The 20,611-nt window shown below is 65.7% G+C and carries 32 protein-coding genes; 19 read left to right on the top strand and 13 right to left on the bottom strand.

What is annotated here, in order from left to right:
* Window positions 1-7: 7 nt before the first annotated feature.
* On the bottom strand, window positions 8-307 hold the full coding sequence (locus tag ACXMDY_RS02405; protein ID WP_457767329.1) for a hypothetical protein: 300 nt from the start codon (window positions 305-307) through the stop codon (window positions 8-10).
* Window positions 308-625: 318 nt separating this feature from the next.
* On the opposite strand from ACXMDY_RS02405, the gene ACXMDY_RS02400 reads away from it, so the two are divergent.
* Window positions 626-832, top strand: a complete 207-nt coding sequence (locus tag ACXMDY_RS02400; RefSeq protein ID WP_457767328.1) for a type II toxin-antitoxin system HicB family antitoxin — start codon at window positions 626-628, stop codon at window positions 830-832.
* Entirely contained in the window at window positions 751-1,038 is a 288-nt protein-coding gene (locus tag ACXMDY_RS02395) for a type II toxin-antitoxin system HicA family toxin (protein ID WP_457767578.1), read from the top strand. Before ACXMDY_RS02400 ends, ACXMDY_RS02395 begins: the two co-directional genes overlap by 82 nt.
* A 94-nt stretch (window positions 1,039-1,132) precedes the next feature.
* Here ACXMDY_RS02395 and ACXMDY_RS02390 read toward each other — a convergent pair whose 3' ends face one another.
* Together ACXMDY_RS02390 and ACXMDY_RS02385 are read right to left on the bottom strand one after the other, a co-directional pair.
* On the bottom strand, window positions 1,133-1,375 hold the full coding sequence (locus ACXMDY_RS02390) for a DUF5615 family PIN-like protein (protein WP_457767327.1): 243 nt from the start codon (window positions 1,373-1,375) through the stop codon (window positions 1,133-1,135).
* Between the two features lie 8 nt (window positions 1,376-1,383).
* Window positions 1,384-1,593 carry a DUF433 domain-containing protein gene (locus tag ACXMDY_RS02385; protein WP_457767577.1) on the bottom strand — a complete coding sequence of 70 codons (210 nt, stop codon included), beginning with the start codon at window positions 1,591-1,593 and terminating at the stop codon, window positions 1,384-1,386.
* Between the two features lie 201 nt (window positions 1,594-1,794).
* Between ACXMDY_RS02385 and ACXMDY_RS02380 the strand changes: the two genes are divergently transcribed.
* The 9 genes from ACXMDY_RS02380 (at window position 1,795) to ACXMDY_RS02340 (ending at window position 4,711) form a co-directional block, all read left to right on the top strand.
* Entirely contained in the window at window positions 1,795-1,992 is a 198-nt protein-coding gene (locus ACXMDY_RS02380; RefSeq protein ID WP_457767326.1) for a type II toxin-antitoxin system HicB family antitoxin, read from the top strand.
* Entirely contained in the window at window positions 1,992-2,129 is a 138-nt protein-coding gene (locus ACXMDY_RS02375; RefSeq protein WP_457767325.1) for a hypothetical protein, read from the top strand. Before ACXMDY_RS02380 ends, ACXMDY_RS02375 begins: the two co-directional genes overlap by 1 nt.
* A gap of 100 nt (window positions 2,130-2,229) precedes the next feature.
* Complete coding sequence (locus ACXMDY_RS02370) at window positions 2,230-2,448, top strand: DUF433 domain-containing protein (RefSeq protein WP_457767324.1); 219 nt, start codon at window positions 2,230-2,232, stop codon at window positions 2,446-2,448.
* Complete coding sequence (locus tag ACXMDY_RS02365; RefSeq protein WP_457767323.1) at window positions 2,445-2,789, top strand: DUF5615 family PIN-like protein; 345 nt, start codon at window positions 2,445-2,447, stop codon at window positions 2,787-2,789. Before ACXMDY_RS02370 ends, ACXMDY_RS02365 begins: the two co-directional genes overlap by 4 nt.
* 104 nt (window positions 2,790-2,893) lie before the next feature.
* The gene (locus ACXMDY_RS02360; RefSeq protein WP_457767322.1) at window positions 2,894-3,124 is read left to right on the top strand and encodes a DUF433 domain-containing protein; all 231 of its coding nucleotides are present in this window, start codon (window positions 2,894-2,896) and stop codon (window positions 3,122-3,124) included.
* Complete coding sequence (locus ACXMDY_RS02355; RefSeq protein ID WP_457767321.1) at window positions 3,121-3,477, top strand: DUF5615 family PIN-like protein; 357 nt, start codon at window positions 3,121-3,123, stop codon at window positions 3,475-3,477. Before ACXMDY_RS02360 ends, ACXMDY_RS02355 begins: the two co-directional genes overlap by 4 nt.
* Window positions 3,478-3,836: 359 nt before the next feature.
* Complete coding sequence (locus ACXMDY_RS02350; protein WP_457767320.1) at window positions 3,837-3,998, top strand: hypothetical protein; 162 nt, start codon at window positions 3,837-3,839, stop codon at window positions 3,996-3,998.
* A gap of 30 nt (window positions 3,999-4,028) precedes the next feature.
* The gene (locus ACXMDY_RS02345) at window positions 4,029-4,355 is read left to right on the top strand and encodes a nucleotidyltransferase family protein (RefSeq protein ID WP_457767319.1); all 327 of its coding nucleotides are present in this window, start codon (window positions 4,029-4,031) and stop codon (window positions 4,353-4,355) included.
* Window positions 4,356-4,363: 8 nt separating this feature from the next.
* Window positions 4,364-4,711, top strand: coding sequence for a HepT-like ribonuclease domain-containing protein (locus ACXMDY_RS02340; RefSeq protein ID WP_457767318.1), 348 nt, complete (start codon window positions 4,364-4,366; stop codon window positions 4,709-4,711).
* Window positions 4,712-4,998: 287 nt separating this feature from the next.
* Here ACXMDY_RS02340 and ACXMDY_RS02335 read toward each other — a convergent pair whose 3' ends face one another.
* Window positions 4,999-5,355: a HEPN domain-containing protein gene (locus ACXMDY_RS02335; RefSeq protein ID WP_457767317.1), complete on the bottom strand. Its 357-nt coding sequence runs from the start codon at window positions 5,353-5,355 to the stop codon at window positions 4,999-5,001.
* Entirely contained in the window at window positions 5,348-5,677 is a 330-nt protein-coding gene (locus ACXMDY_RS02330; protein ID WP_457767316.1) for a nucleotidyltransferase domain-containing protein, read from the bottom strand. The genes ACXMDY_RS02335 and ACXMDY_RS02330 overlap by 8 nt, the downstream gene beginning before the upstream one ends.
* Window positions 5,678-5,982: 305 nt before the next feature.
* Between ACXMDY_RS02330 and ACXMDY_RS02325 the strand changes: the two genes are divergently transcribed.
* Genes ACXMDY_RS02325 through ACXMDY_RS02315 form a run of 3 tightly spaced genes read left to right on the top strand, consistent with a single transcriptional unit; the run spans window position 5,983 to window position 6,802 of the window.
* Window positions 5,983-6,138, top strand: a complete 156-nt coding sequence (locus ACXMDY_RS02325; RefSeq protein WP_457767315.1) for a hypothetical protein — start codon at window positions 5,983-5,985, stop codon at window positions 6,136-6,138.
* A 44-nt stretch (window positions 6,139-6,182) separates the two neighbouring features.
* Window positions 6,183-6,470, top strand: a complete 288-nt coding sequence (locus ACXMDY_RS02320) for a nucleotidyltransferase family protein (protein WP_259727475.1) — start codon at window positions 6,183-6,185, stop codon at window positions 6,468-6,470.
* Window positions 6,470-6,802, top strand: a complete 333-nt coding sequence (locus ACXMDY_RS02315) for a HepT-like ribonuclease domain-containing protein (protein WP_457767314.1) — start codon at window positions 6,470-6,472, stop codon at window positions 6,800-6,802. The genes ACXMDY_RS02320 and ACXMDY_RS02315 overlap by 1 nt, the downstream gene beginning before the upstream one ends.
* A 195-nt stretch (window positions 6,803-6,997) precedes the next feature.
* On the opposite strand, the gene ACXMDY_RS02310 is transcribed toward ACXMDY_RS02315, so the two are convergent.
* The 4 genes from ACXMDY_RS02310 to ACXMDY_RS02295 form a co-directional block, all read right to left on the bottom strand.
* Window positions 6,998-7,372, bottom strand: coding sequence for a hypothetical protein (locus tag ACXMDY_RS02310; protein ID WP_457767313.1), 375 nt, complete (start codon window positions 7,370-7,372; stop codon window positions 6,998-7,000).
* A gap of 112 nt (window positions 7,373-7,484) precedes the next feature.
* Window positions 7,485-7,703 carry a hypothetical protein gene (locus tag ACXMDY_RS02305; protein WP_259727472.1) on the bottom strand — a complete coding sequence of 73 codons (219 nt, stop codon included), beginning with the start codon at window positions 7,701-7,703 and terminating at the stop codon, window positions 7,485-7,487.
* Window positions 7,693-7,869: a hypothetical protein gene (locus ACXMDY_RS02300; protein ID WP_457767312.1), complete on the bottom strand. Its 177-nt coding sequence runs from the start codon at window positions 7,867-7,869 to the stop codon at window positions 7,693-7,695. Before ACXMDY_RS02300 ends, ACXMDY_RS02305 begins: the two co-directional genes overlap by 11 nt.
* Before the next feature lie 78 nt (window positions 7,870-7,947).
* Window positions 7,948-9,633 (bottom strand): protein adenylyltransferase SelO, encoded by a 1,686-nt coding sequence (locus tag ACXMDY_RS02295; RefSeq protein WP_457767311.1) that lies wholly within the window; start codon window positions 9,631-9,633, stop codon window positions 7,948-7,950.
* 174 nt (window positions 9,634-9,807) lie between these two features.
* On the opposite strand from ACXMDY_RS02295, the gene ACXMDY_RS02290 reads away from it, so the two are divergent.
* The 3 genes from ACXMDY_RS02290 to ACXMDY_RS02280 all read left to right on the top strand — a co-directional run bounded on the left by ACXMDY_RS02290 (window position 9,808) and on the right by ACXMDY_RS02280 (window position 11,686).
* Entirely contained in the window at window positions 9,808-10,050 is a 243-nt protein-coding gene (locus tag ACXMDY_RS02290) for a type II toxin-antitoxin system Phd/YefM family antitoxin (RefSeq protein ID WP_457767310.1), read from the top strand.
* Window positions 10,051-10,292: 242 nt separating this feature from the next.
* Window positions 10,293-10,595 carry a hypothetical protein gene (locus tag ACXMDY_RS02285; RefSeq protein WP_457767309.1) on the top strand — a complete coding sequence of 101 codons (303 nt, stop codon included), beginning with the start codon at window positions 10,293-10,295 and terminating at the stop codon, window positions 10,593-10,595.
* Window positions 10,592-11,686, top strand: coding sequence for a linear amide C-N hydrolase (locus tag ACXMDY_RS02280; protein WP_457767308.1), 1,095 nt, complete (start codon window positions 10,592-10,594; stop codon window positions 11,684-11,686). Before ACXMDY_RS02285 ends, ACXMDY_RS02280 begins: the two co-directional genes overlap by 4 nt.
* Window positions 11,687-11,816: 130 nt before the next feature.
* Here the strand turns inward: ACXMDY_RS02280 and ACXMDY_RS02275 are convergent, their stop codons facing one another.
* The 4 genes from ACXMDY_RS02275 to ACXMDY_RS02260 all read right to left on the bottom strand — a co-directional run bounded on the left by ACXMDY_RS02275 (window position 11,817) and on the right by ACXMDY_RS02260 (window position 15,966).
* Window positions 11,817-12,269, bottom strand: a complete 453-nt coding sequence (locus tag ACXMDY_RS02275) for a serine hydrolase (protein ID WP_457767307.1) — start codon at window positions 12,267-12,269, stop codon at window positions 11,817-11,819.
* 56 nt (window positions 12,270-12,325) lie between these two features.
* Window positions 12,326-13,888: an FAD-dependent monooxygenase gene (locus tag ACXMDY_RS02270; RefSeq protein WP_457767306.1), complete on the bottom strand. Its 1,563-nt coding sequence runs from the start codon at window positions 13,886-13,888 to the stop codon at window positions 12,326-12,328.
* 107 nt (window positions 13,889-13,995) lie between these two features.
* Window positions 13,996-15,282 (bottom strand): serine hydrolase domain-containing protein, encoded by a 1,287-nt coding sequence (locus ACXMDY_RS02265; RefSeq protein WP_457767305.1) that lies wholly within the window; start codon window positions 15,280-15,282, stop codon window positions 13,996-13,998.
* Window positions 15,283-15,411: 129 nt separating this feature from the next.
* Window positions 15,412-15,966, bottom strand: coding sequence for a PadR family transcriptional regulator (locus ACXMDY_RS02260; RefSeq protein ID WP_259727463.1), 555 nt, complete (start codon window positions 15,964-15,966; stop codon window positions 15,412-15,414).
* A 212-nt stretch (window positions 15,967-16,178) separates the two neighbouring features.
* Between ACXMDY_RS02260 and ACXMDY_RS02255 the strand changes: the two genes are divergently transcribed.
* Window positions 16,179-17,438 (top strand): efflux RND transporter periplasmic adaptor subunit, encoded by a 1,260-nt coding sequence (locus tag ACXMDY_RS02255; protein ID WP_457767304.1) that lies wholly within the window; start codon window positions 16,179-16,181, stop codon window positions 17,436-17,438.
* Window positions 17,438-20,503, top strand: coding sequence for an efflux RND transporter permease subunit (locus ACXMDY_RS02250; RefSeq protein WP_457767303.1), 3,066 nt, complete (start codon window positions 17,438-17,440; stop codon window positions 20,501-20,503). The genes ACXMDY_RS02255 and ACXMDY_RS02250 overlap by 1 nt, the downstream gene beginning before the upstream one ends.
* Window positions 20,504-20,611: the final 108 nt, after the last annotated feature.

The following is a 20,611-nucleotide window of genomic DNA, read 5'->3' as shown; positions in this document are numbered from 1 at the left end:
CCTAAAATCATTCGAACGTGTAGTTGGGGCGGGTCTGATGAAAGGGGAACTCACTGCTGTGATCGAGCCTGCTCCGGAGGGTGGCTTCTGGGCGATCTGCCTGGAGATTCCCGGCGCCAATGGCCAGGGAGAATCCTTGGAGGAAGCAAGGAATGATCTGCAGGCCGCCATTGAGCTTCTCCTCGAAGATCGTGAGGCTGATGTCAGCCGTGGCCTTCCAGCTGATGCCGTGCGCATGCCCTTGCAGATCGGATGAAACGCCGCGATCTTGAACTGCGGCTACGCATGGCTGGATCAATCCAGCCACTGGTGTGAAGGAAGCCGTTCCCAGGCACAATGAAATCAAGGAACCGCTGGCACGCAAGATTCTCGCCAGCCTCGGCGCAAGTTGAATCCCGCTCCTTCACTCCGTCCAGGGCTATGCATGCGAGTACTGCAAGCAAGGCAGTGTCACCAAGCCGTTGCGGAGTCTTGGCGACGCTAGCTACGAGAGCCACGTGGGCAAATTGATGATGGCGGGTGAGCATTCATGGATGGCGGCTTCAGCACCGGATTCAGGGGGCCGATTATCAGGAGCTGGCGACCGCTGCCAGCCCTGTCAGGATGGAGTGAAAGCCGTAGGTTCATGGAACTGACAGCCGTGCTCAGCCCAGCCGAAGAAGGCGGCTATGTGGCCTACAACCCCGAAACTGGCACCGCAAGCCAGGGCGATTCCATTGATGAAGCACTTGCAAACCTGCGCGAGGCGACATCCTTGTATCTCGAGGAGTTCCCACTCGCTGTGACGGGCCAGCCACTGGTCACGATGTTCAGCATTCCTGCCCATTCCTGAACTTCCGCACCTTTCTGGTCGGGAGGTTATTCGGGCATTGGACGCCTGGGTTCAGCGCTGTCCGGCAGAACGGAAGCCACGTGGTGATGCGCTGCGGTAGCCGAGGTTGCGTGGTTGCGTTGCATCGACCGGTCAAGGTGGGCACCCTCGCAGGCCTTCTTCGCCAGGCTCCGGTCGACGTCAGTGAGTTCCTCAGAGTTCTTTGATCCCGCACGATTGATGGCCGCCTCAGTGGCATCTCCTCCTGGGCTGGCGGTGGCGGTGTGAGAGGGGGCGGCGAAGCTGCTCTGCTACTCAGCCTCAGCGCAACGTCAGCAGTGAAGTGTTGAGTTCCTTGATGAACGCCACGATCACATCCCGCCTGGTCAGCAGAATTCTGGAAATGTTTTGAGTGCTGGTGTTGCCTACAACCAGCCACAGCACCTTGGGTGGTGCACCCTTTAGGCCCACATCGCGAATGTGGATGCTGCCTGGAAAGAAACCAGCCATTGCAGATGCCAGACGAGGGCTGAGATTTTCATCAAACAGAAGGGGCCCAGCCATCGGAGCAATCACGCTGTCGTGAGGTCACTCAGGCGCTTCTCACGATCTGCCGCATAGCTCAAGACAGCCTGAATATGCTCCACCCGCAGGTCAGGAAAATCGGCCAGGATTTCATCCTGACTCATGCCGCTGGCCAGGTACTCCAACACATCCGAAACACTGATACGGGTGCCTGCAATACAGGGTTTGCCGCTTCGGATTCCCGGCGTGCAGGTAATCAGAGGAGTTGCTGCTCTCGCCGTAGATCCATCCAGCCGCTTCTACCAAAGATAGGCGAACCAAAGGGTCACCATCAACGAGAACGATCTCCCGATGGCGATTCGCTGGCAGCTGCAGCGGCCGATTCCGGGTGGCTTCTATCCGGAGCTGGCGGTGGCGGTGTGAGACCGGCCAGAGTGGTCATACCCAGGAGCTGGCCCATGACCTACCGCATCCGCCTGCTCGAAACCGAAGAAGGCTGGGCTGTGAGTTGCCTCGACCTGCCTGGCTGTCACTCCCAGGGCAACACCCGCGAGGACGCTCTCAGCAACATCCGCGAGGCCATCACCCTTTGGCTTGAGGTCGAGGCCGAGGAGGCCGGCGTGAAGAGCGTGGAAACGCTGGAGTTGGCCGTTTAATGCCCAGGCTTCCGGGAATCAGCCAGAAGGAGGCAGTGAAGGTGTTCCAGAAACTTGGCGATCGGAATGCCATCACCATGGGTGCCATTGCCCGTGACGCCGGCCTCACACCTCAGGAGTTCCGGGAGCTGCTCTGAGCCAGGAGGACGATTCGCTGGCGGCTGCAGCGGGCGATTCCGGGGGGCTTCTATCCGGAGCTGGCGGTTTGAGGGGGGCTGAAGCCGCTAGCCTGTTGCAATGGCTCATTCGCGCATTACCCACAACCCAGCCCAGTGCGGTGGGAAGCCCTGCATCAGAGGAATGCGGATCCGCGTGAGTGATGTGCTCGATCTTTATGCCGCTGGGCTCTCCCCCGATCAGATCCTCTCCGAGCTTCCTGATCTTGAGCCGGAAGATCTCCATGCGGCCCTCAGCTACGCCGCCCGCGAGTTGAACCACCCTGTTCTGGTGGCGTGATTCTCTGGCTTGATGCTCAGTTGTCACCAGCCCTCGCGAGTTGGATCACAGCACAATTCACTCCGATCCAGGCGGTGCCAGTCAGAGAGCTCGGCCTCAGGAATGCGGATGACCGTGAGATCTTCGCCCAGGCCAGATCGGCAGGCGCAGTGGTGATGACAAAGGATCGTGACTTCCTGCATCTCCTCTTCGAGCAGGGCCCACCACCCCAGGTCATCTGGCTTCGTGTGGGGAACAGTTCCAACCAGGCTCTTCAGTCCGTGCTGCTGCGCACCCTTGAGCTGGCTGTGGCCAGCCTTGGCGAAGGGGAACCCTGGGTCGAAATTCGCGAGCCACGCTGAGCTTCTGCGGCGGCGAATGGCCGATGGCGATTCGTTGGCGGCTGCAGCGGCCGATTCCGGGGGCCTTCTATCCGGAGCTGGCGGTGGCGGTTTAGCGTTGGTTCATGGATCACCAAGAGCGGATCACCATCAATTCGGCGGTTCGTTTCGGCAAGCCCTGCGTTCGCGGTACCCGTCTCACGGTGGGAGATGTGCTTGGCGCGTTGGCGAGCGGCATGACGGAAGCCGAGCTTCTGGGGGATTTTCCGCAGCTCAACCACGAGGATGTACTGGCCTGCCTGGCCTATGCCGCCGACCGTGAACGGCGCCTGGTCATCCGTTCCACAGCGGCGTGACCCCGCGGCTGCTGCTCGACGAAAACCTCTCCGAGCGTCTATTGCCTCTGCTTTCTGGAAGGTTCGAAGATCCCCAACATGTTCGGCTGCTTGGCCTCGGTGGAGCTGATGATCTGACGATCTGGGAACGGGCTCGCTCTGAGGACGTCCTGTTGGTGACCAAGGACGAGGATTTTCTCCGGCTCAGCGTGTCCCGTGGTTTTCCCCCAAAAGTGATCTGCCTGGCGATCGGCAATGCCGGCAATGCAGCCACAGCCGCTCTGCTTCTGAACAATCTCGAGGCGATCGAAGCGTTCGCGACCCACCCAGAGGCCGGCTTTCTTCTCCTCAGCCCTGAAGCTCAGATGCCATAAGGATAGGCGGAGCGCCAGTGCCGCGTGCTGCTGGCCGAAGGCCTGTTGTGGCTCTGGGCTACCTCCAACCTCCGCGCCGAGGTATTTGCGGCGTTTGGCTTATTGACCGAAGCCCGTCCCTTCCCCGGCCGCGTAGCCGAAGGCTTCTGCGCAGCAGTTGGGGTGTTCTTTGATGAGGCGACGCGTTGCGACGTGTTCTTCATCACCCTGAAAAAATCCGAGCGGTTGTTCTCCCCCACCACCCGCACCAACGACGTCGCCATCTCCCCGCTGGAGTTCCACTGGGAGAGCCAGAGCCTCAGCCACCGGCCAGCGCACCATCCACCACCGCGCCCGCGGCAGTCGCCTGATGCTTGTTCGTGCGGGAGGAAAACAAGCGCGGCAGCGTCACACTGCCGTTTCTGTGCCTGGGCTTTGCCGACGACGTGAGCCATGAAGGCGAGCGGCCGATGGCGATTCGCTGGCGGCTGCAGCGGCCGATTCCGGGGGGCTTCTATCCGGAGCTGGCGGTGGCGGTGTGAGGGAACCCACGACTCCACTAACCTGACCCCATGGACACGGCTGTCCCATTGTTGCCCTTGCTGGTCGACCGGCTTGAGCCGCTCAGGCACCTGTGCGATCGCTACGGCGTGGATCGGCTTGAAGTGTTCGGCTCCGCGGCGAAGGGCCTGTTTGACCCGGCCAGCAGTGACCTGGACTTCATCGTGCAGATGACGGGCCAACGAGAACCGGGCTATGCCCGGCGCTTCTGTTCCTTCGCCGATGAATTGGAAGCACTTTTCGGCCGTCCAGTGGATCTCCTGACGGAATCCATGATCCACAATCCCTTTTTCCGCAAAGACGTGGACGCGTCACGGCGGCTTCTCCTGGAACTCTGAACATGCGAATGGAGGCGCTGAAACGCCTGCTAGACGCCTTTGAGGCCATCAAGGCGATTGAGCGCTTCATTGAGAACTGCACCCTTGATCACTACCTTGACGATGATTTGATCCAATCAGCAGTAGAACGTAAGTTCGAAATCATCGGAGAGGCACTCAAGCGGGCCCTGGATGCCGATCCCAGCGTTCTTGACGTCATCCCCGATCTCCGCCGCATCGTGGGTACCCGCAACAGAATCATTCATGTCTACGAAACCGTGGATCAGCTGATTCTCTGGGATGCGATCCAGAATGACCTCCCTGGCCTTAAAACCTCTCTGCAGGATGTACTCAGCAATGACGCCCCAATGCCTTAGCCAGCGACTTGAAAGCATCCAACGCCTGAATGGGCCTGGTCCTCCCCATCACTCGAGATGCGGCTGCTCCACGTGCCGTTCCTGTGCCTGCTCATTGCCGGATCCATGAGCCACGAAGACGAGCGGATCGTTTTGGTTGAAGAGCGGCGATTCGCTGGCGGCTGCAGCGGCCGATTCCGGGGGCGTGGCTGCCGGCCATGACGTTGGTGCTGTGAGCACCCACCACGTCAGTCAGTTTGTTCACTCTTCCCGCTGTTCTGAGCCAAGCAGAATCCGCAGGGCCTGCCTCAGATTGCTGGCCAATTCCACCTGTTCTGCCTGTTCCTCGGCTGAGGTTTAAAACCCGGATAGCGAGCGAGCACCGCTCCTGAGGACAGATCAGCCAGTTCCTCACCATCCCAGCTCCATTGTCCATCCACAGCTTCCAGTTGGCGAGACAGGATGGCCGGGTCATGGATCTTGTCGACCGTATGCCCGAGCTGGATCAACCGAGCCTTCAGCAGTTTCTCCACACATTGCTGGGCGTGAAAGACCACCGCATCGCGCAAGCCGGGTGTGTTCCTGGTCAGGAGGATCTCCAGTACTTCCCAATCGCCCTCGGCCTTGGCAATCCACTCCGGAACGGCCGACCAGGGTTCAGCCATGCAGCAGCTCGCCATGGTCAAGCGCCTCGCGCACAACCGGATCGCCCCCCCGGTAGCGAACCTCAATCTCCTCTGGCCGCCGCACCAGGAGATCGAGGGGGAATCGCACCTGGCAGAGTCGGCGTATTTCACGGATCTTGGCCAGGTGGCGTCCCTCAAACGGCATCACCACCAGGACGTCGGCATCCGAATCCCAGCGCGCCACTCCACGAGCCAAAGAACCGAACAGGATCACCTTCTCGGGGGCGTAGCACTCCACCAGCCGCTGCGTGAAAGCAAGCAGCGCCTCGCGGGTCACCAGAGGTGTCGGGGTGGTGGTCATGGGCTCCATCATCGCGAAGCTTCCATGGGCAGGCCATTGGGCTCTTGGCCCACTGCACCGGCGAACGGAGACTGGCGGCGATCCTGGAAGGGCTCGGTTGGAGCTGATCCGGCGGGGTTGGATCTGTATGCGGAGCGTCAGTGGCGGATGCTGCTGGCCCAGCTCTGGGGTAGTGGCCGCAGCCATGTGCCCCTGAAGCTCCACGGCCGCTGCTCCCGCGCTCGCTGAGGTGTTTGCGGCGTTTGGCTTGCTGAACGAAGCCCACCCCTTCCCCGGCCGCGTAGCCAAAGGCTTCTGCGCAGCAGATGAGAACCGGCGTGGGCGGCGTCACGCTGCCATTCCTGAGCCTGGGCTTTGCCGATTATGTGAACCACGAAGGCGAGCGGCCGATGGCGATTCGCTGGCGGCTGCAGCGGGCGATCACGGGGGCCTTCTATCCGGAGCTGGCGGTGGCGATTTAGCGTCACCAGGTATGCACACAGCGCACAACAGGCTTGGAGCGACCATGCGTCTCGCGGAGCTGCAACAACTGGCCCCACAGCTCCATGAACTGCTCGCCCGCCATGGCGCCAGCAATCCGGCGGTGTTCGGCTCCGTGGCGCGGGATCAGGCCGTGCCCAGCAGTGATGTGGATCTGCTCGTGGACCTTCCCGCCGGCGCCAGCCTGTTCGACCGGGCCGAACTCAAATCCGCTCTGGAGGATCTGCTGCTCACCCGGGTGGATCTGATCCGCCGCCGCAACCTCAAGCCTGATCTGAAAGCCACTGTGGAAGGCGAAGCCATTCCCCTGTGATGGACGCGCGGGATCGCCAGGCTCTGATCGATAACCTGTCTGTTCTCGATCGGGCTCTGGGCTACCCGATTGAAAATGCCGAGACCTTCAGGGAGAAGGATTATCTCCAGGATGCCGTCATTCGATGTCTTGAGATTCTTGGCGAAGCCACCAAGCGTCTCAGTCCTGAGTTGAGATTGCTTCACACTGATGTGCCCTGGCGGACGATGGCAGGGATGCGCGATGTGCTGATCCACGCCTACGACGTGGTGGATTTTGAGGAGGTATGGATGGCCTACCAGCGCTTTCCGGAGATCCGTCGCGAGATCGACGCGATCCTGAATCAGGGCTGAGGCCGCCAGCGACATGGGCGACAAGGGCGAAAGGCTGATGGTGGGTCAGATTTGATGGGTGGTGTGAACGCCTCGGCAGACGCATCGGCTCAACCGAAGCAGCGGCTACGGCCTGAGGGAGTTGACCTGGCCGGGCTCAATGAAGCCCTCGGGCTCCACCTGTTGCGGCTGATCCCTGTTGCAGCTGATCGACGTTCAGGCCGGGCTCTCGCTGGGTAGGAACCGCTGGATGAACGCGGCCAACGGCATGGGGTTGCAGCGCATGTGCCAGTTCTTTCCCTCCGGCAGCCGCCGCCAGCACTGCACCTGAATCGAGGGATCGGCGCTGTTGATCAGCTGCACGTGGTAGCGGTACTCGGCATCGCCGCAGTGCTCTGGGTGGGCCAACGGTTCTGCAGCGGCCTGGGTGCTGCGAAAGGAGCGGAGGAAGGCCGAGGGCTCATCCCCGAGTTGCAGGGCTTGGCTCAATCGCCAGGCGGCACCGGTCGGGTAGCCGTCGTGGTGGAGGTAGAGGTGGTGATCCTGTTCGCCGGGAAAGCCGGAGAAGGTGTAGACGGCGCGGGTGGCCAAGGAAGGCGTGGGTAGCTGCGCTCACCAGTGCCCCCTCCGTAACGCCTCCAGCTCCCGCCAGGAGCACGATTGAGTACCTCCAGATGCTCGGTCAAAGCCCAGGTGAGCTCCTTCAATGCAATCTAGAAGCGGGCCTTCGGGCTCCATTGAGATCACTGAGCAGTTGGGTGCACTGCTCCAAAAGAGCTGTCAGATTGCCCTGGATCACGCCCCAGACGAGCTGATCATTGATGGTGAACTCCCGCTCAACAGCGGAGCGAATCAGGCGGCTCTTGCTGTAGTCGTCGAGGCTGATGCGATCGCTGAGAAAGGCCCGAGGATCACGCTTCATCAATCAGCTGCTTCGACGCCTCGATCGTGCGGCGCACATAGGGATTGCGCACGGCATCGGCCATCACCAGATCCACCGACTTGCCTGTGATCGAGGCAAGTTGTTGCTCCAGGCCGAAGCAAGCGCGCACCAGGTCTCCGGGTTCGATCGGCTGGAACTCCACCAACAGATCCAGGTGGCTGCGGCTGGGCGAGGGCGAGGCTCATGGGGCCAGAGAGATCTGCTCAGTATCGGCCGAAATCGCTCACGATGAGCAGCTGTAATGCGACACGCCACCGGCGTTGAAGAAGTCCCTGGGCTTGAGGCGGTCGTAGGTCGCCGCCAGCTCCGGACCGAGCGCGTCGTAGGGATGGCGGAACACCTCCTGCAGCTCCCTGACCAGGCTGAAATCCCCCTGCGCCGCCTGTTCATAGGCCGGGGCGATCAGCCATTCGCGCCAGGTGATCGCAGGATTCACCCGTTGCATCGCCTCGGATGTCGCCTTGGTGTCGCCACCTGCCGTGACGCGATCCCGCCAGCGTTGCAGCCACTGCGTCCATTGCGCATCAAGCTCTTCCGAACACGGCAGGTAGAAGCTCTCTTTCAAGGCGGAGAGTTGCTCGGGAATCTCAGAGAGCCGGCGGAAGAAGATCGTGTAATCCACCTTGGAGAGCACCATCAGCTCCAGCAGCTCGTTCACCAGCGTGGCGTTGTAGCTGATCAGGCCGAGCTTGCTGGCCCACATCGCCTCGATCTCCTGCTGCATCGCTTCGCTGAAGCCGCCCTGGATCTGATCCAGCCTTGCCAGGGCCTGCGTGTTGCCGGCGAGCAGCGGCCTGATGGCGGACCAGAACATCTGGTAATTGGCTTCAGCGGCCACCGGTTGGTTGAAGAAGCAGAAATGCTCGCCGCCGCCGGTCCAGGGCTGAAATCTGGGGTCGAACAGTTCGCAGAAGCCGAAGGGTCCGTAGTCGAGGGTGTAGCCACCGGCGGCGCAGTTGTCGCTGTTGAAATTGCCCTGGCAGTAGCCCACGCGCATCCAGTTCGCCACCAGTGCGGTGAGCCGCCCGCGAAACAATTCCGCCAGCTCCACCACCTGATCGCTGAAATCCAGACTCGGATCAATCTCCGGCCGGTAGTTCCGCTCGATCAGGTGCTGAACGATCATCCGCAGCTCGTTCAGTGCCCCCGGATGGGCCTCGCTGCGGGCGCGACGGGCGAACAGCTCCAGCTGGCCCACCCGCAGAAACGATGGCGCCACCCGGGTGGTGATCGCCGCTGGGTTGTCCACCAGGATGTCGGGATCATACGAGCGGGAGTTCGGCGAGTACCAGGGCCGGCGCACGGTTTCAGACCTGGACATCACCAGCGTCAGCGAGCGGGAGGTGGGCACCCCCAGGGCGTGCATGAACTCCTGCGCCAGAAACTCACGCACGCTGGAGCGCAGCACGGCGCGGCCATCGGCGCCGCGGCAGTAGGGCGTGGGGCCACCGCCTTTGAGTTGCATCTCCCAGCGCTTGCCGTTGAAGACGCCTTCGAACACGGAAATGGCCCGGCCATCGCCGTAGCCGTTGCCGGTGCCGAACGGGCACTGCTGGGTGTATTCGCTGCCGTAGATCGAGAGGGCATAGCCGGTGGCCCAGCCGAACGGTCGCAGCGGCGCTGTGGCCACGCTGATGTCGCCGGAAAACAGCTGGATGAATTGGTCGTCGCCAGCCAGCGCCTCGCTCAGGCCCAGCTCGTGGAACAGGGTGCTGCTGTGCGCCACAAGCTCCGGCGCTGGCAGCGGCGTGGGCGTCACCGGCACGTAATGACCCGAGAACACCTGGCGGGGCCGGTGATCGTGGCCATCGCCGCTGGCCTGAGGGTCCGCCTGCAGGGAATCCAGCAGCGAATAGTCGGCCCGCTGGGCAAACTCAGCGAACGTTGTTGTCAGAACTGCTGCGGGCACTCCTGCGGGCACTGTTGTCGTCACTGTTGTCGTCACGGGTCTCTCGGGTGTTGGGCTGCCTTGGGCCTGGCCCTGACGTTGAGGCCATCTTCTCCCCCTGCTGATGCCACAACGAAACCAGCCCGGACGAGAACCGAGAGCAGTACGGTTTGGCGTACGCCTTCTGGAGGGTCAGTGAGCAGCCTTTCCGCCACCGAGGCCCGCAAGCGGCTGTACGCCCTCATCGACGAGGTGGGGCAATCCCATGAGCCGATCCAGATCACCGGCAAGCGCGGCAACGCCGTGCTCCTCTCGGAAGACGATTTGCGAACCATCCAGGAAACCCTGCACCTGGTCTCGATTCCTGGAATGAGCGAATCGATCCTGGATGGGATGGCCACACCCTCATCGGAACTGAGCAGCCAACCGGGCTGGTGAGTTGGTCGGTTCTGTTCACCCGGCAGCCCCAGTGCCTCGAAGATCTCCAGCGAGAGCGGATGGTTCACTGTGGCCCCCAACGGCACCTGGCTGTCACAGCCCCAGATCTGGTACTACGCCTCCCAGCGGTCGCTGGACACGACCATGACCCAGATCCGCGCCAGCAACGACCGGATGGTGTTCCTGGACGTCCACAAGGTGTCCGACGCGATGCACGCCGGCAGGGGCTCCTGCCTGTGGTGTTGGTGCAGTCTCCGCAGTACCGCTCACTGCGCATCGAAGACCTGGTGCATGAGGCTCGCCACGGCGATGGGATTCAGCTGGACGATCACTTCTTCGCCAACTACTCCCTGGCGGATTTCTATCTGCTGCGGCAGCTGTACTCCAAACCGATCTTCTGCAGCATCCAGCCTTTCCAGGCCAGCCTGGTTCCAACGGCTGGTTGCAATCAGCTCGATGAGCAGTGTTACAGCGCCAGCAAGGAGGCAGCCTTGCGTCCACAATGCCTGAAGGCATCACCTGCCCCGCACCGACGCCCCCGATGAAGCACAGCCTGAGCACCCTGTTCGCGAATGCCCTGGCCGTCGCCGCCCTGCTCACTGCCCAGGCAGCCGAGGCCTGCACGGGGATCCGGCTGATCGCCCGCAACGGCGATGTGGTCTTCGCGCGCACCCTGGAGTTTGCGACAGACATCAAATCCGAAGTGATCATGGTGCCCCGTGGCTTCGCGCGCACCGGCACCGCACCCGGCGGCAAAGCGGGAATGCGCTGGACATCCCGCTATGCCTCCCTCGGTGCCAACGGGGAGAAACTGCCCTTCATCTTCGATGGTCTCAACGAGAAGGGCCTGGCGGTGGGCACTTTCTACTTCCCCGGCAGCGCCGGCTTCCAGAAGTTCAGCGCCGCCAGTGCCGGCAGAACCCTCGCCCCCTGGGAGCTCGGCTCCTGGCTTCTGGAGAGCTTCGCCAGCGTGGAGGAGGTGCGGCGCAACATCGGCAACGTGGTGGTGGCGGATGTGATCTTCCCGGCCTGGGGGTTCACCCCTCCCGTTCACTACATCGTCAATGATGCCAGCGGCAAAAGCATCGTCATTGAATACATCGGCGGCAAGCTTCAGGTTCATGACAATCCCCTGGGAGTTATGGCGAATTCGCCGTCCTTCGACTGGCACATGACGAACCTGCGCAACTACGTGAACTTTTCGCTCACCAACCCCGCTCCCGTCACGGTCGGCGGCGTGAAGCTGCAGCCCCTTGGCATGGGCGCCGGCATGCTGGGCCTGCCGGGGGATTTCACGCCCCCCTCTCGCTTCGTGCGGGCGGTGGCCTTCTCCACCTCCGTCGAGCCGGGCAAGACGGGCGACGACGCCGTGCTCGAGGCGTTCCATGTGCTCAACAACTTCGACATCCCCAAGGGGGCAGCCCGTGAAGGCCACAAGGATGAGCACGGCAATGTGCTCGCCGACTACACCCTGTGGACCAGCGCCAACGACCTGGCCCGCAAGCGCTTTCTCTTCCGCACCTTTGAGAACAGTCAGATCCGCTCGGTGGACCTGATGAAGCTGGATCTCAACGCCAGCACCATCAGCCGCTTTTCGATGCAGGGCAAGGAGCGGATCCAGTCGCTGAATCCCTGAAGCCACGCCTGCCGGAGGCGGCCACAGGATCGTCGCATCGGCCACGACGGCGGATCAGCTGGTGGTGCGTCTTTCGGGCCGCTTGCTCAAGCCCGGGAGCTCATATCTCCACGGCGATTCTCCGGCGCCGTCATCTTCCCTGGCGGACTGATCCAGGCAGTGTGGCCATCCGGCCTTCACCACAACAGACTTCCTGTTTTTTCTTTCGGCGTCCTTTGCGGCGTTCTCTCGGCATCTCACGCCATGACCGCGCCAACCAAGGCCCCATCCCGATCGCCTCAGCTGACGTCGCCATGTCGTGGATGTTGGTGGTCTGGATTGCACCGCGGTAGCCGGAGGTCAGCCGGGCGAGCTGGCCGAGCGTGACCCGATCCGCGTTCGGGATGTCCGGCAGCCAGCGCGAGAGCTTGTCGTTGAGGCTCACCTTGTTCTCGTCGACCAGCTGCAGCAGCAGGGTCGCCACGTAGGAGATCGCAACAGCTCCGTTGCCAAGAACGCGCCTCGCAGGTTGGGCGAGCCAGCCTGGATGTTCACTCGGATGTTCACTCGCTCGTGCAGCCAGCTGCAACTGTCGAATCACCATTGAGTTGAAGACTGACGCGCCCTGGCAGCGCCCCACCCCCAGGTGAGCTGGCCTACTCAGCAGCCCAGCACCAACGCGGCATACCGCCGCACCGCGCTGCGGTGATCCGCATCAGCCCGCAGGCCGATGAAGCCGTCTGGCCGCACGGCCAGCAGGGTGAGGGGTCCCAGGCCCAGGCTGGGCGCCTCCTCCAGCCGCAGCGACACCACCGCCTCCACCAGCGCCGGCGGAACCATGCCGCTGGCCCGCTCGGCCTCCAGCTCTGCCTGCAGGCTGGCGAGTGCCTCCGGCGGTGCCTGCGGGCCAGACAGCAGCAGCAGCGTGTGGCCGCGCCGGTGGGTGAGCTGGTGCAGCAGGACAGCTCCCGCCCCGGGCGGCAGCGCGATCGTGGTGGGCAGCCGCTGACCGGCAGCGAATGGTTGGCCGCCTTGGCCGCTGCCGCCGCTGATCGCCGAGTCGGCGTAGCTCACGTTCAGCTCGGTTTCGGCCACCACCTCCTGCTGGCGGGCCACCGGATTGGCCAGCATGGTGGCGATCGAGCGGTCGCGGGCGGCGCGCGCCTCGCCTTCCTGCAGGGCGTGGGCCTGCTCGGTGGCCTCGCCGGAGCGGCAGATCTGCTGCGCCACCGGACGCCGCTCCTGCTCGTAGCTGTCCAGCAGGGCAGGGGCGGCGGCGCCGTGGTGCACCAGCGCCAGCTTCCAGGCCAGGTTGGCGGCATCCTGCAGCCCGCAGTTCATCCCGTGACCCTCGGCGGGCGAGCACACGTGGGCGGCATCGCCGGCCACGAACACCGGCCCGGCCCGGAAGGCGCTGGCCACCCGGCTGTGGCAGTGGAAGCGGCTGGGGTTCTCCACACCGCTGAAGTGGGCCGCCGGCAGATAGCGCTGCAGCACGGCGGTGGCCTCCGCCACCAGATCGCCCTGCTCATCAGCGGGCCGCAGATACACCCGCCAGCGCTGCTCGGGCAGGGCCGTGAGGATCAGCGGCGAGGCGTCGAGGTAGGCCGCGTTCAGCTCATGGCTGTCGGCCCAGCCCTCCACCGCCGCATCGAACACGGCCCAGGGGCGGGTGATGGCCTGGCCCTCGAAGCGGAGGCCGCTCAGCTCGCGGGTTGTGCTGCGCAGGCCGTCGCAGCCCACCACCCAGCGGGCCTGCACGGATTGCTCACGCTCGCCGCCGCTCACCGTGGCGGTCACCCCGTCGTCGCTGGGCTGGAGGCCCACCAGCCGGCAGGCGCGCTGCACGGTGCCCCCCGCGCGCTCGAGATGCTCCGTGAGGATCGCTTCGGTCACCTCTTCGGAGAGCCCGAGGTTGAAGCCGTAGCGGCTGCCGCAGCTGGCCAGATCCAGTTCCCCCAGCCGCTGGCCGTCGGCATGGATCAGGATCCGCCGCTGCCGGCAGCCGGCTTCGAGCAACCGATCCACCAGCCCCAGCGCCTCGAAGATCTCCAGCGAGAGCGGGTGGATCACCGTGGCCCGGTCCCAGTGCAGGGCTTCAGCCCGGGCGTCGATCAGCAGGGTGGGCACGCCACGGCGCTGCAGCTCCCCCGCCAGCAGCAGGCCCGTGGGGCCCGCCCCCACCACGAGCACGCAGGTCTGGCTGGGCAGGGAGACAGGCACAGGCAGGTGGCGAGCAGTGGGTCACAGGTCCCCGGCATGGCGCAGATTAAATCCAGCACAGGGCCCAAGGGGTCTGTGGTGCCGCACTGTTCCCGCCTCTGCCCGGCTCAGTGGGTGTTGGCTTGAGGCTTCACGGGCGGAGCTTCACCCGGCGCCAGGTAAGCGCCGATCTCGCGGAAGATGTCATCAGCTGAATTCCCGTACGCACCGCTCGGATCGAAGGCCTCTTCGTTGAAGGTCACCGCAACGGCGATCGCGATCTTCTTCGACGGCAGGTAGGCCATCACCCCGGCCTGCCCGGAGAACAGCGGGTTCTGCAGCAGCCAGGGGCCCGAGAGCACGATCCCGATCCCGTAGGTGTAGAAGTCGCTGAGCGTGGCGCAGGTGGCGCAGCCCTCGATCGGCCTGCCGAAGCCCCGCAACTTCGGAGCGATCTGCAGCCTGTGGCTCTCCGGCGACAGGAGCCGTCCTGTGCCGATCGCCTCAGCAGATGTGGCCATGTCGTCGATGGTGGTGGTCTGAACCGCACCGCGTGTGAGCGTCCACGACGGGTTCCAGTAGGTCGACTCCTCATAGAAACGCGTTCCTGCTTTGAGGCCGAGCGACTGCCGCCGCTCCGAGGAGAAGGCGTGCAGAACGGGCGGCGCGATTGCGGGCGTACCGCCGGGATCCAGGGTGTTGCGGAGCTTCAGGGGTGTGAAGATCCGCTCCTGCATCAGCACAGGGATCGTCTTGCCTGTGATTTTTTCGAGCGCCAGGCCGAGCAGGATGTAGTTCGTGTGCGCGTAGTTCCAGCTCGTGCCGGGTTCGTACAGCAGCGTCTGCAGATCCGCGTAGGCGAGCAGATCCTGCACCTCGAACTGGCGGAACGGGTTCTCGAGCAGAACCTTGTCGAAGGCCTCATTGCCGATCACGTAATCGCGGTAGCCGGAGGTCATCCAGGCCAGCTGGCCGAGCGTGACGCGATCCGCGTTCGGGATGTCCGGCAGCCAGCGCGAGAGCTTGTCGTCGAGGCTCACCTTGTTCTCGTCGACCAGTTGCAGCAGCAGCGTCGCCACGTAGGAGATGGCCACAGCCCCGTTGCGGAAGTGCATGTCCCTGGTGGCGGGCACGCCCGTGATCGACTCGCCCATCGCCTCGGTGACCACCTCCTTGCCGTCGATCGTGACGCGCACGATCACCGCCCTCAGGTGATCGGCAGCCATGCGCTGGCGCACGATCCGCAGGATGGCGGCTGCCTGGGGGGAAGGCGCCGCGCGCCCCTCGTTGGCGTTCATGGCCAAGGCGGGCGCCGCTCCGCTCAGGCCACCAGCGAGCACAACGCCAAGAACGCGCCGCGCAGATTGGTCGAGCCAGCGAGGATTGCCACGCGCTCGCACAGGCAGCGGCACCATTCGGATCACCATCGCTGTCAGCGCGTCATCTGCAAGGGGATCATCGGTGAGCCGTGATCAGCCACGGCGGCGAAACGGCGGGCAGGCCGTTGGGTTCGCAGGAAGGGCCCGGCTGTGGCGCGGGTGCGCTCATGGCGGCGACGCAGGGGGGTGCTGCTGGTGCAGAAAGGCGATCACCTCATCGCACCAGCGGATCCATTCCTGCTCGAACAGGATGCCGCGGCGCAAGGTGAGATAGCGGTACTGCTCCTGCAGCGGCAGCCCGGCCTGGCTGAGCACCAACGCCTCTGTCTCCTGATAGGAGGCGAGCTGGGCGGCATGCACGGCGCGGCGGCGTTGCACTTCCGCCAGCAGCTGCTCGGGCTCGGCGTAGGGGCCGCCGAGCACCTTCACCAGCAGGTCTTCGCGGATCGGGGTGGGCAGGGAGGGCTCGGCCGCCCACTGGCGCAACTCCTGGCGGCCCGCCTCGGTGATCGCATACACCTTGCGATCGGGCTTGCCGTGCTGCGGCACCACCTGGCAGCAGGCCCAGCCGTTCTGCTCGATCCTCCCCAGCTCCCGGTAGATCTGCTGCTGGCTGGCCGTCCAGTAGCAGGCCATCGACTCCTCGAACTGCTTGCTGATGTCGTAGCCGCTGGCCTCCTTCTCGCAGAGCACCGTGAGGATCGTGTGCGCCAGGGCCATGGCAGGGGAAAGGTCGCAACGGCTTGGCAGCTGATCCTGGCCCAGCCGCCACCGCCGGCGCTTGACCTACTCAATTTGTTGTGCATACACTGATGCACATACTCAATCTGTTGTGTAGCAAGTTGGAGGAGCAACGCGCCCGGCCACCCCTGCCCAGCCGTCACTGCCCGGCCAGCAACTGCCCTGCCAGCGCTGCTCACCCGATTCCACCCATGGATTCCGCCCCCGCACAGCCGCCTGCCGCCCCAGTCCCAGCGCTGCGGCAGGCGTTGCGCGGGTCCCTTGAGCCCCGCTGGGTCCGTTGGGGCCTGCCACTGGCCGCCACCGCCGCCATTGCCCTGGCCCTGTCACCCGGCTTGCGGCCTCGCCCCGCCGCGATCCGCCCCCTGCCGGTGGCGGTGGTGACGGCCGTGCCGGTGAGCAGCTTCCTCACCAGCCGCGCCTACACCGGTGAGGTGGTGGCCGGCCGCAGCAGCAGCCTCGGCTTCGAGCTGCCCGGCACGATCGAGCAGGTGCTGGTGGAGGAAGGCGACCGCGTGGCCCAGGGGCAGCCGCTGGCCCGCCTCGATCGCCGCCGCCTGCAGGCCCAGCGTCAGCAGGCGGCGGCCCAGCGGCGGGTGGCGCTGGCCGGCGTGGAGGAGGTGCGCCAACAACTGATCCTGGCCGAGCTGCAGCGCGAACGGCGCCGCCAGCTGCATGCCCAGGGCGCCATCGCCCGGGAGGATCTCGATCAGCAGATCCATGGCAGCGCCGCCCTGCGCAGCCGCCTGCTTCAGGCCGAGAGCCAGGTGGACGACGTCAGCGCCCGCCTGCGCCAGATCGATGTGGATCTGGGCCGCAGCGTGCTGGTGGCCCCCTTCGCCGGCACGGTGAGCCGACGGCTGCTCGATGAGGGCGTGGTGGTGAGCGGTAGCCAGGCGGTGGTCACGCTGGTGGAGGCCGCGCCCCAGGAGCTGCGGGTGGGGGTGCCTCCCTCAGCCGCGCAGGGCCTGCGGCTGGGTGAGAACCATCCGGTTCAGGTGGGGGAACGCCGCCTGATCGCCAGCGTCAGCGCCCTGCTGCCGGAGCTCGATGCCGCCAGCCGCACCGTCACCGTGGTGCTGCGCCTGCCGGTGAGCGACCTGCCGGTGGGGGCCACCGCCCGGCTCAGCCTGCAGCGCAGTGAGCGGGGCGAAGGCTTCTGGCTGCCCACCACGGCGCTGGTGGCGGCCGAAGGGGGGCTGTGGTCGGTGTACGTGGTGAAGGCTGCGGCCGGCACTGATGGGCTCAGAGCGATCAGCGGCAGCTCCGGCTCCACCGACAACAGCAAGGCGCCAGCGCAGGGGCAGCAGGTGGCCCGCCGCCTGGTGGAGATCGTGCACAGCGACGGCGAGCGCTCCTTGGTGCGCGGCACCCTGCGCCCCGGCGAGCGCGTGATCGCCGCCGGCACCCAGCGCCTGGTGCCGGGCGTGTGGGTGCAGGAGGCGAACTGATGGGCGACCTGTTCAACCGCAACCGGCAGCTGCTGCTGCTCACCGTGCTGCTGGTGGTGGTGTGGGGGCTCAGTTCCCTGCTCACCCTGCCGCGGCTGGAGGATCCGTTGATCACCCAGCGCAACGCCCTGGTGATCACCACCCTGCCGGGGGCCACGCCGGAGCGGGTGGAGGCGCTGATCACCAAACCCCTGGAAGACGCCCTGCTGGAACTGGAAGAGGTGGACGCACTCTCCTCCACCTCTTCCACCGGCAGTTCAGTGATTGCGGTGGTGCTCAAGGACGGCGTGCGCCAGGTGGCGCCGGCCTGGAGCAAGGTGCGCAGCAAGATCGACGACGCCACCCCCCTGCTGCCGCCAGAGGCCACGGATCCGGAATTCCGTGACGGCAATGTGGGTGCCAGCGCCCTGATTGTCGGTCTCACCTGGGAGCTGCCCGGTCCGGCTGATCTGGGCCTGCTCTCCCGCCTGGCCGACGACCTCCAGACCCGCCTGCGCGCCATCCCCGGCACCAACAAGGTGGAGATCAGCGGTGAACCCGAGGAGGAGATCCGCGTCGAGATCGGTGCCCGTGAGCTGGCCCGGCTGGGGCTCACCGCCCGCGACCTCTCCGAACGCATCGCCGCCAGCGATGCCAAGGAAGCCGCTGGACAGGTGCGCAGCGAGCGCGGCGACTTCCTGCTGCAGCTCGATGGCGCCCTCGATTCGCTCGAGCGGATCCGCTCCATCCCGTTGACAGTGGGGGCCGATGGCGCCAGTGCCCGCCTGGCCCAGGTGGCCGAGGTGAGCCGCGGGGTGCGCCTGCCCGCCGCCCAGCTGGCGCTGGTGCACGGCCAGCCCGCCGTGGTGGTGGCGGCCACGGTGGCCCCGAGCGTGCGCATCGACCACTGGGCGCAGCAGGCGCGGCAGCGGTTGGCGGAGGTGCGCGCCAGCCTGCCCGAGGGGCTGGGCTTGCACATCGTGCTCGACCAGAGCCGCTACGTGCAGGAACGCCTCGATGGCGTGATCAGCAACCTGGTCACCGGCTCGCTGCTGGTGGTGGCCGTGTCGGTGCTGATGCTCGGCGGCCGCGCCGCCCTGGTGGTGGGGGCAGCCCTGCCGCTCACCGCGCTGATGGTGCTCGGCTGCCTGCGGGTGCTGGAGGTGCCGCTTCATCAGATGTCGGCAACCGGCCTGGTGATCGCCCTGGGCCTGCTGATCGACAACGCCATCGTGGTGGTGGAAGAGCTGCAGCAACGCCTGCGGGCCGGCACACCACCCGGGGAGGCGGTGCGGCAGACCAGCCGCTACCTGCTGGTGCCGATGCTTGCCGCCACGCTCACCACCGTGCTTTCCTTCGTGCCGATCGCCACCTCCGCTGGGGCCACAGGCGAATTCATCGGCACGATCGGCCTCACGGTGATCCTGGCCCTGGCCTGCTCGCTGCTGCTCTCGCTCACGGTGATCCTGGCCGTGGCTGCCCGGCTGCACCGCTGGCAGCCGCTGGGGGCCAACGTTCGCTGGTGGGAGCAGGGCCTGGCCATTCCCGCGCTCACCGGCCCCTACCGCGCCGGCCTGCAGCGCGTGCTGCGCCATCCCTGGCAGGGCGTGGCGCTGTGTCTGGTGCTGCCGGTGCTGGGCTTCGCCTGTTTCGCCAGCCTGGAGCGGCAGTTCTTCCCCCCCACCAACCGCGACCAGTTCCAGATCGAGCTGCGCCTGCCGCAGCAGAGCGCCATCGCCCGCACCGAAGCGCTGGCCCTGGAGGCGCGACGCCTGATCCGCCGCCACCCCAGCGTCGAAGACGTGCACTGGTTTCTGGGCGAAAGCGCGCCGCAGTTTTTTTACAACGTGATCGCCGACCAGGAGAACGCCCCCCACTACGCCCAGGGCCTGGTGCAGCTGCGCAGTGCCGAGGGCCTGCGCGACACGATCCGCTCCCTGCAGCAGAGCCTCGATCGCCGCTTCCCGGACGCGCAGGTCCTGGTGAAGCAGCTGGAGCAGGGGCCACCGTTCGCGGCGCCGATCGAGCTGCGCCTGCAGGGCCCCGATCTGCAGCAACTGCGCCGGATCGGCGACGACCTGCGCCGCCGGCTGGCCCAGATCGAGGCGGTGACCCACACCAGCGCCAGCTTGAGCGAGGCCCTGCCGCGGCTGGCCCTGGCGGTGGATGAGGAGCAGGCCCGCCGCACCGGCCTCGACAACCGGGCGATCGCCCGCCAGCTGCAGGCCGGCCTTGATGGCGCCGTGGGCGGCTCGATCCAGGAAGGCACCACCACCTTGCCGGTGCGGGTGCAGGTGGCCGCCGCGCAGCGCGACGGTCCGGGCCAGCTGGCGGCCCTCGATCTGGTGGCGCCCGGCGGTGGCGGCACGATCCCGCTCGACGCCCTGGCCGCGCTGCAGCTGGAGCCGGAGTTGGCCTCGATCACCCGCCGTGACGGCCAGCGCATCAACGCCGTGCGCGCCTATCTCGCCGCCGGCACCCTGCCCAGTTCCGTGCTGGCAGAGTTCCGCCGCCAGCTGGAGCACGACGGCTGGCAACTGCCGGCGGCGGTGCAGCTCAGCTACGGCGGCGAAGCCGACGCCCGCGGCGATGCCGTTGGCAGCCTGCTGTCCACGGCAGGCGTGCTGATGGTGCTGATGACCGCCACGCTGGTGCTCTCCTTCCGCTCGTTCCGGCTGGCGGCCCTGATCGCTTCGGTGGCGGTGCTCTCTGTTGGCCTGGCGGCCCTGGCCCTGCAGCTCAGCGGCTCGCTGTTCGGCTTCACCGCGATCCTGGGCACGCTCGGCCTGATCGGGCTGGCGGTGAACGATTCGATCGTGGTGCTCAACGCCCTGCGCACCGATCCGGCGGCCGCCCGTGGCGATACGGCCGCCAGCACCGCCGTGGTGCTGCACGCCACCCGCCACGTGCTCGCCACCACGATCACCACCGTGGTCGGCTTCCTGCCGCTGATGCTCGACCCCACCGGCTTCTGGCCGCCCCTGGCGATCGCGGTGTCCGGCGGGCTGGTGGGGGCCACCGCCCTGGCGCTCTTCTACGTGCCGGCCGCCCACGCCCTGCTGATGCGCCCGGCGGCCGAGGCGTGAGCGACGGCCAGGGGAGGTCCCGCCTGCCGGGAACCCACCAGTACCTGGTCCGGGGGCCTCTCCGGCAGCCCTTGTCTTCAACCAGGCGGATGCCATCAGGCCAGCATG

It is taken from the genome of Cyanobium sp. ULC082 (assembly GCF_977927535.1).
The sequence above is the reverse complement of the archived record's forward strand: the minus strand, read 5'-3'. Positions and strand labels throughout refer to the sequence as shown.

Coding starts and splice junctions, on each gene's coding strand:
- ACXMDY_RS02265 (WP_457767305.1), bottom strand. CDS start 15,282: ATGGTGCCGCTGCCTGTGCGAGCGCGTGGCAATCCTCGCTGGCTCGAC.
- ACXMDY_RS02325 (WP_457767315.1), top strand. CDS start 5,983: ATGAGAACCGGCGTGGGCGGCGTCACGCTGCCATTCCTGAGCCTGGGC.
- ACXMDY_RS02275 (WP_457767307.1), bottom strand. CDS start 12,269: ATGGTGATTCGACAGTTGCAGCTGGCTGCACGAGCGAGTGAACATCCG.
- ACXMDY_RS02335 (WP_457767317.1), bottom strand. CDS start 5,355: ATGGCTGAACCCTGGTCGGCCGTTCCGGAGTGGATTGCCAAGGCCGAG.
- ACXMDY_RS02305 (WP_259727472.1), bottom strand. CDS start 7,703: ATGAAGCGTGATCCTCGGGCCTTTCTCAGCGATCGCATCAGCCTCGAC.
- ACXMDY_RS02330 (WP_457767316.1), bottom strand. CDS start 5,677: ATGACCACCACCCCGACACCTCTGGTGACCCGCGAGGCGCTGCTTGCT.
- ACXMDY_RS02370 (WP_457767324.1), top strand. CDS start 2,230: ATGGCTCATTCGCGCATTACCCACAACCCAGCCCAGTGCGGTGGGAAG.
- ACXMDY_RS02400 (WP_457767328.1), top strand. CDS start 626: ATGGAACTGACAGCCGTGCTCAGCCCAGCCGAAGAAGGCGGCTATGTG.
- ACXMDY_RS02280 (WP_457767308.1), top strand. CDS start 10,592: ATGAAGCACAGCCTGAGCACCCTGTTCGCGAATGCCCTGGCCGTCGCC.
- ACXMDY_RS02380 (WP_457767326.1), top strand. CDS start 1,795: ATGACCTACCGCATCCGCCTGCTCGAAACCGAAGAAGGCTGGGCTGTG.
- ACXMDY_RS02250 (WP_457767303.1), top strand. CDS start 17,438: ATGGGCGACCTGTTCAACCGCAACCGGCAGCTGCTGCTGCTCACCGTG.
- ACXMDY_RS02315 (WP_457767314.1), top strand. CDS start 6,470: ATGGACGCGCGGGATCGCCAGGCTCTGATCGATAACCTGTCTGTTCTC.
- ACXMDY_RS02340 (WP_457767318.1), top strand. CDS start 4,364: ATGGAGGCGCTGAAACGCCTGCTAGACGCCTTTGAGGCCATCAAGGCG.
- ACXMDY_RS02255 (WP_457767304.1), top strand. CDS start 16,179: ATGGATTCCGCCCCCGCACAGCCGCCTGCCGCCCCAGTCCCAGCGCTG.
- ACXMDY_RS02375 (WP_457767325.1), top strand. CDS start 1,992: ATGCCCAGGCTTCCGGGAATCAGCCAGAAGGAGGCAGTGAAGGTGTTC.
- ACXMDY_RS02345 (WP_457767319.1), top strand. CDS start 4,029: ATGGACACGGCTGTCCCATTGTTGCCCTTGCTGGTCGACCGGCTTGAG.
- ACXMDY_RS02360 (WP_457767322.1), top strand. CDS start 2,894: ATGGATCACCAAGAGCGGATCACCATCAATTCGGCGGTTCGTTTCGGC.
- ACXMDY_RS02320 (WP_259727475.1), top strand. CDS start 6,183: ATGCGTCTCGCGGAGCTGCAACAACTGGCCCCACAGCTCCATGAACTG.
- ACXMDY_RS02260 (WP_259727463.1), bottom strand. CDS start 15,966: ATGGCCCTGGCGCACACGATCCTCACGGTGCTCTGCGAGAAGGAGGCC.
- ACXMDY_RS02390 (WP_457767327.1), bottom strand. CDS start 1,375: ATGGCTGGGCCCCTTCTGTTTGATGAAAATCTCAGCCCTCGTCTGGCA.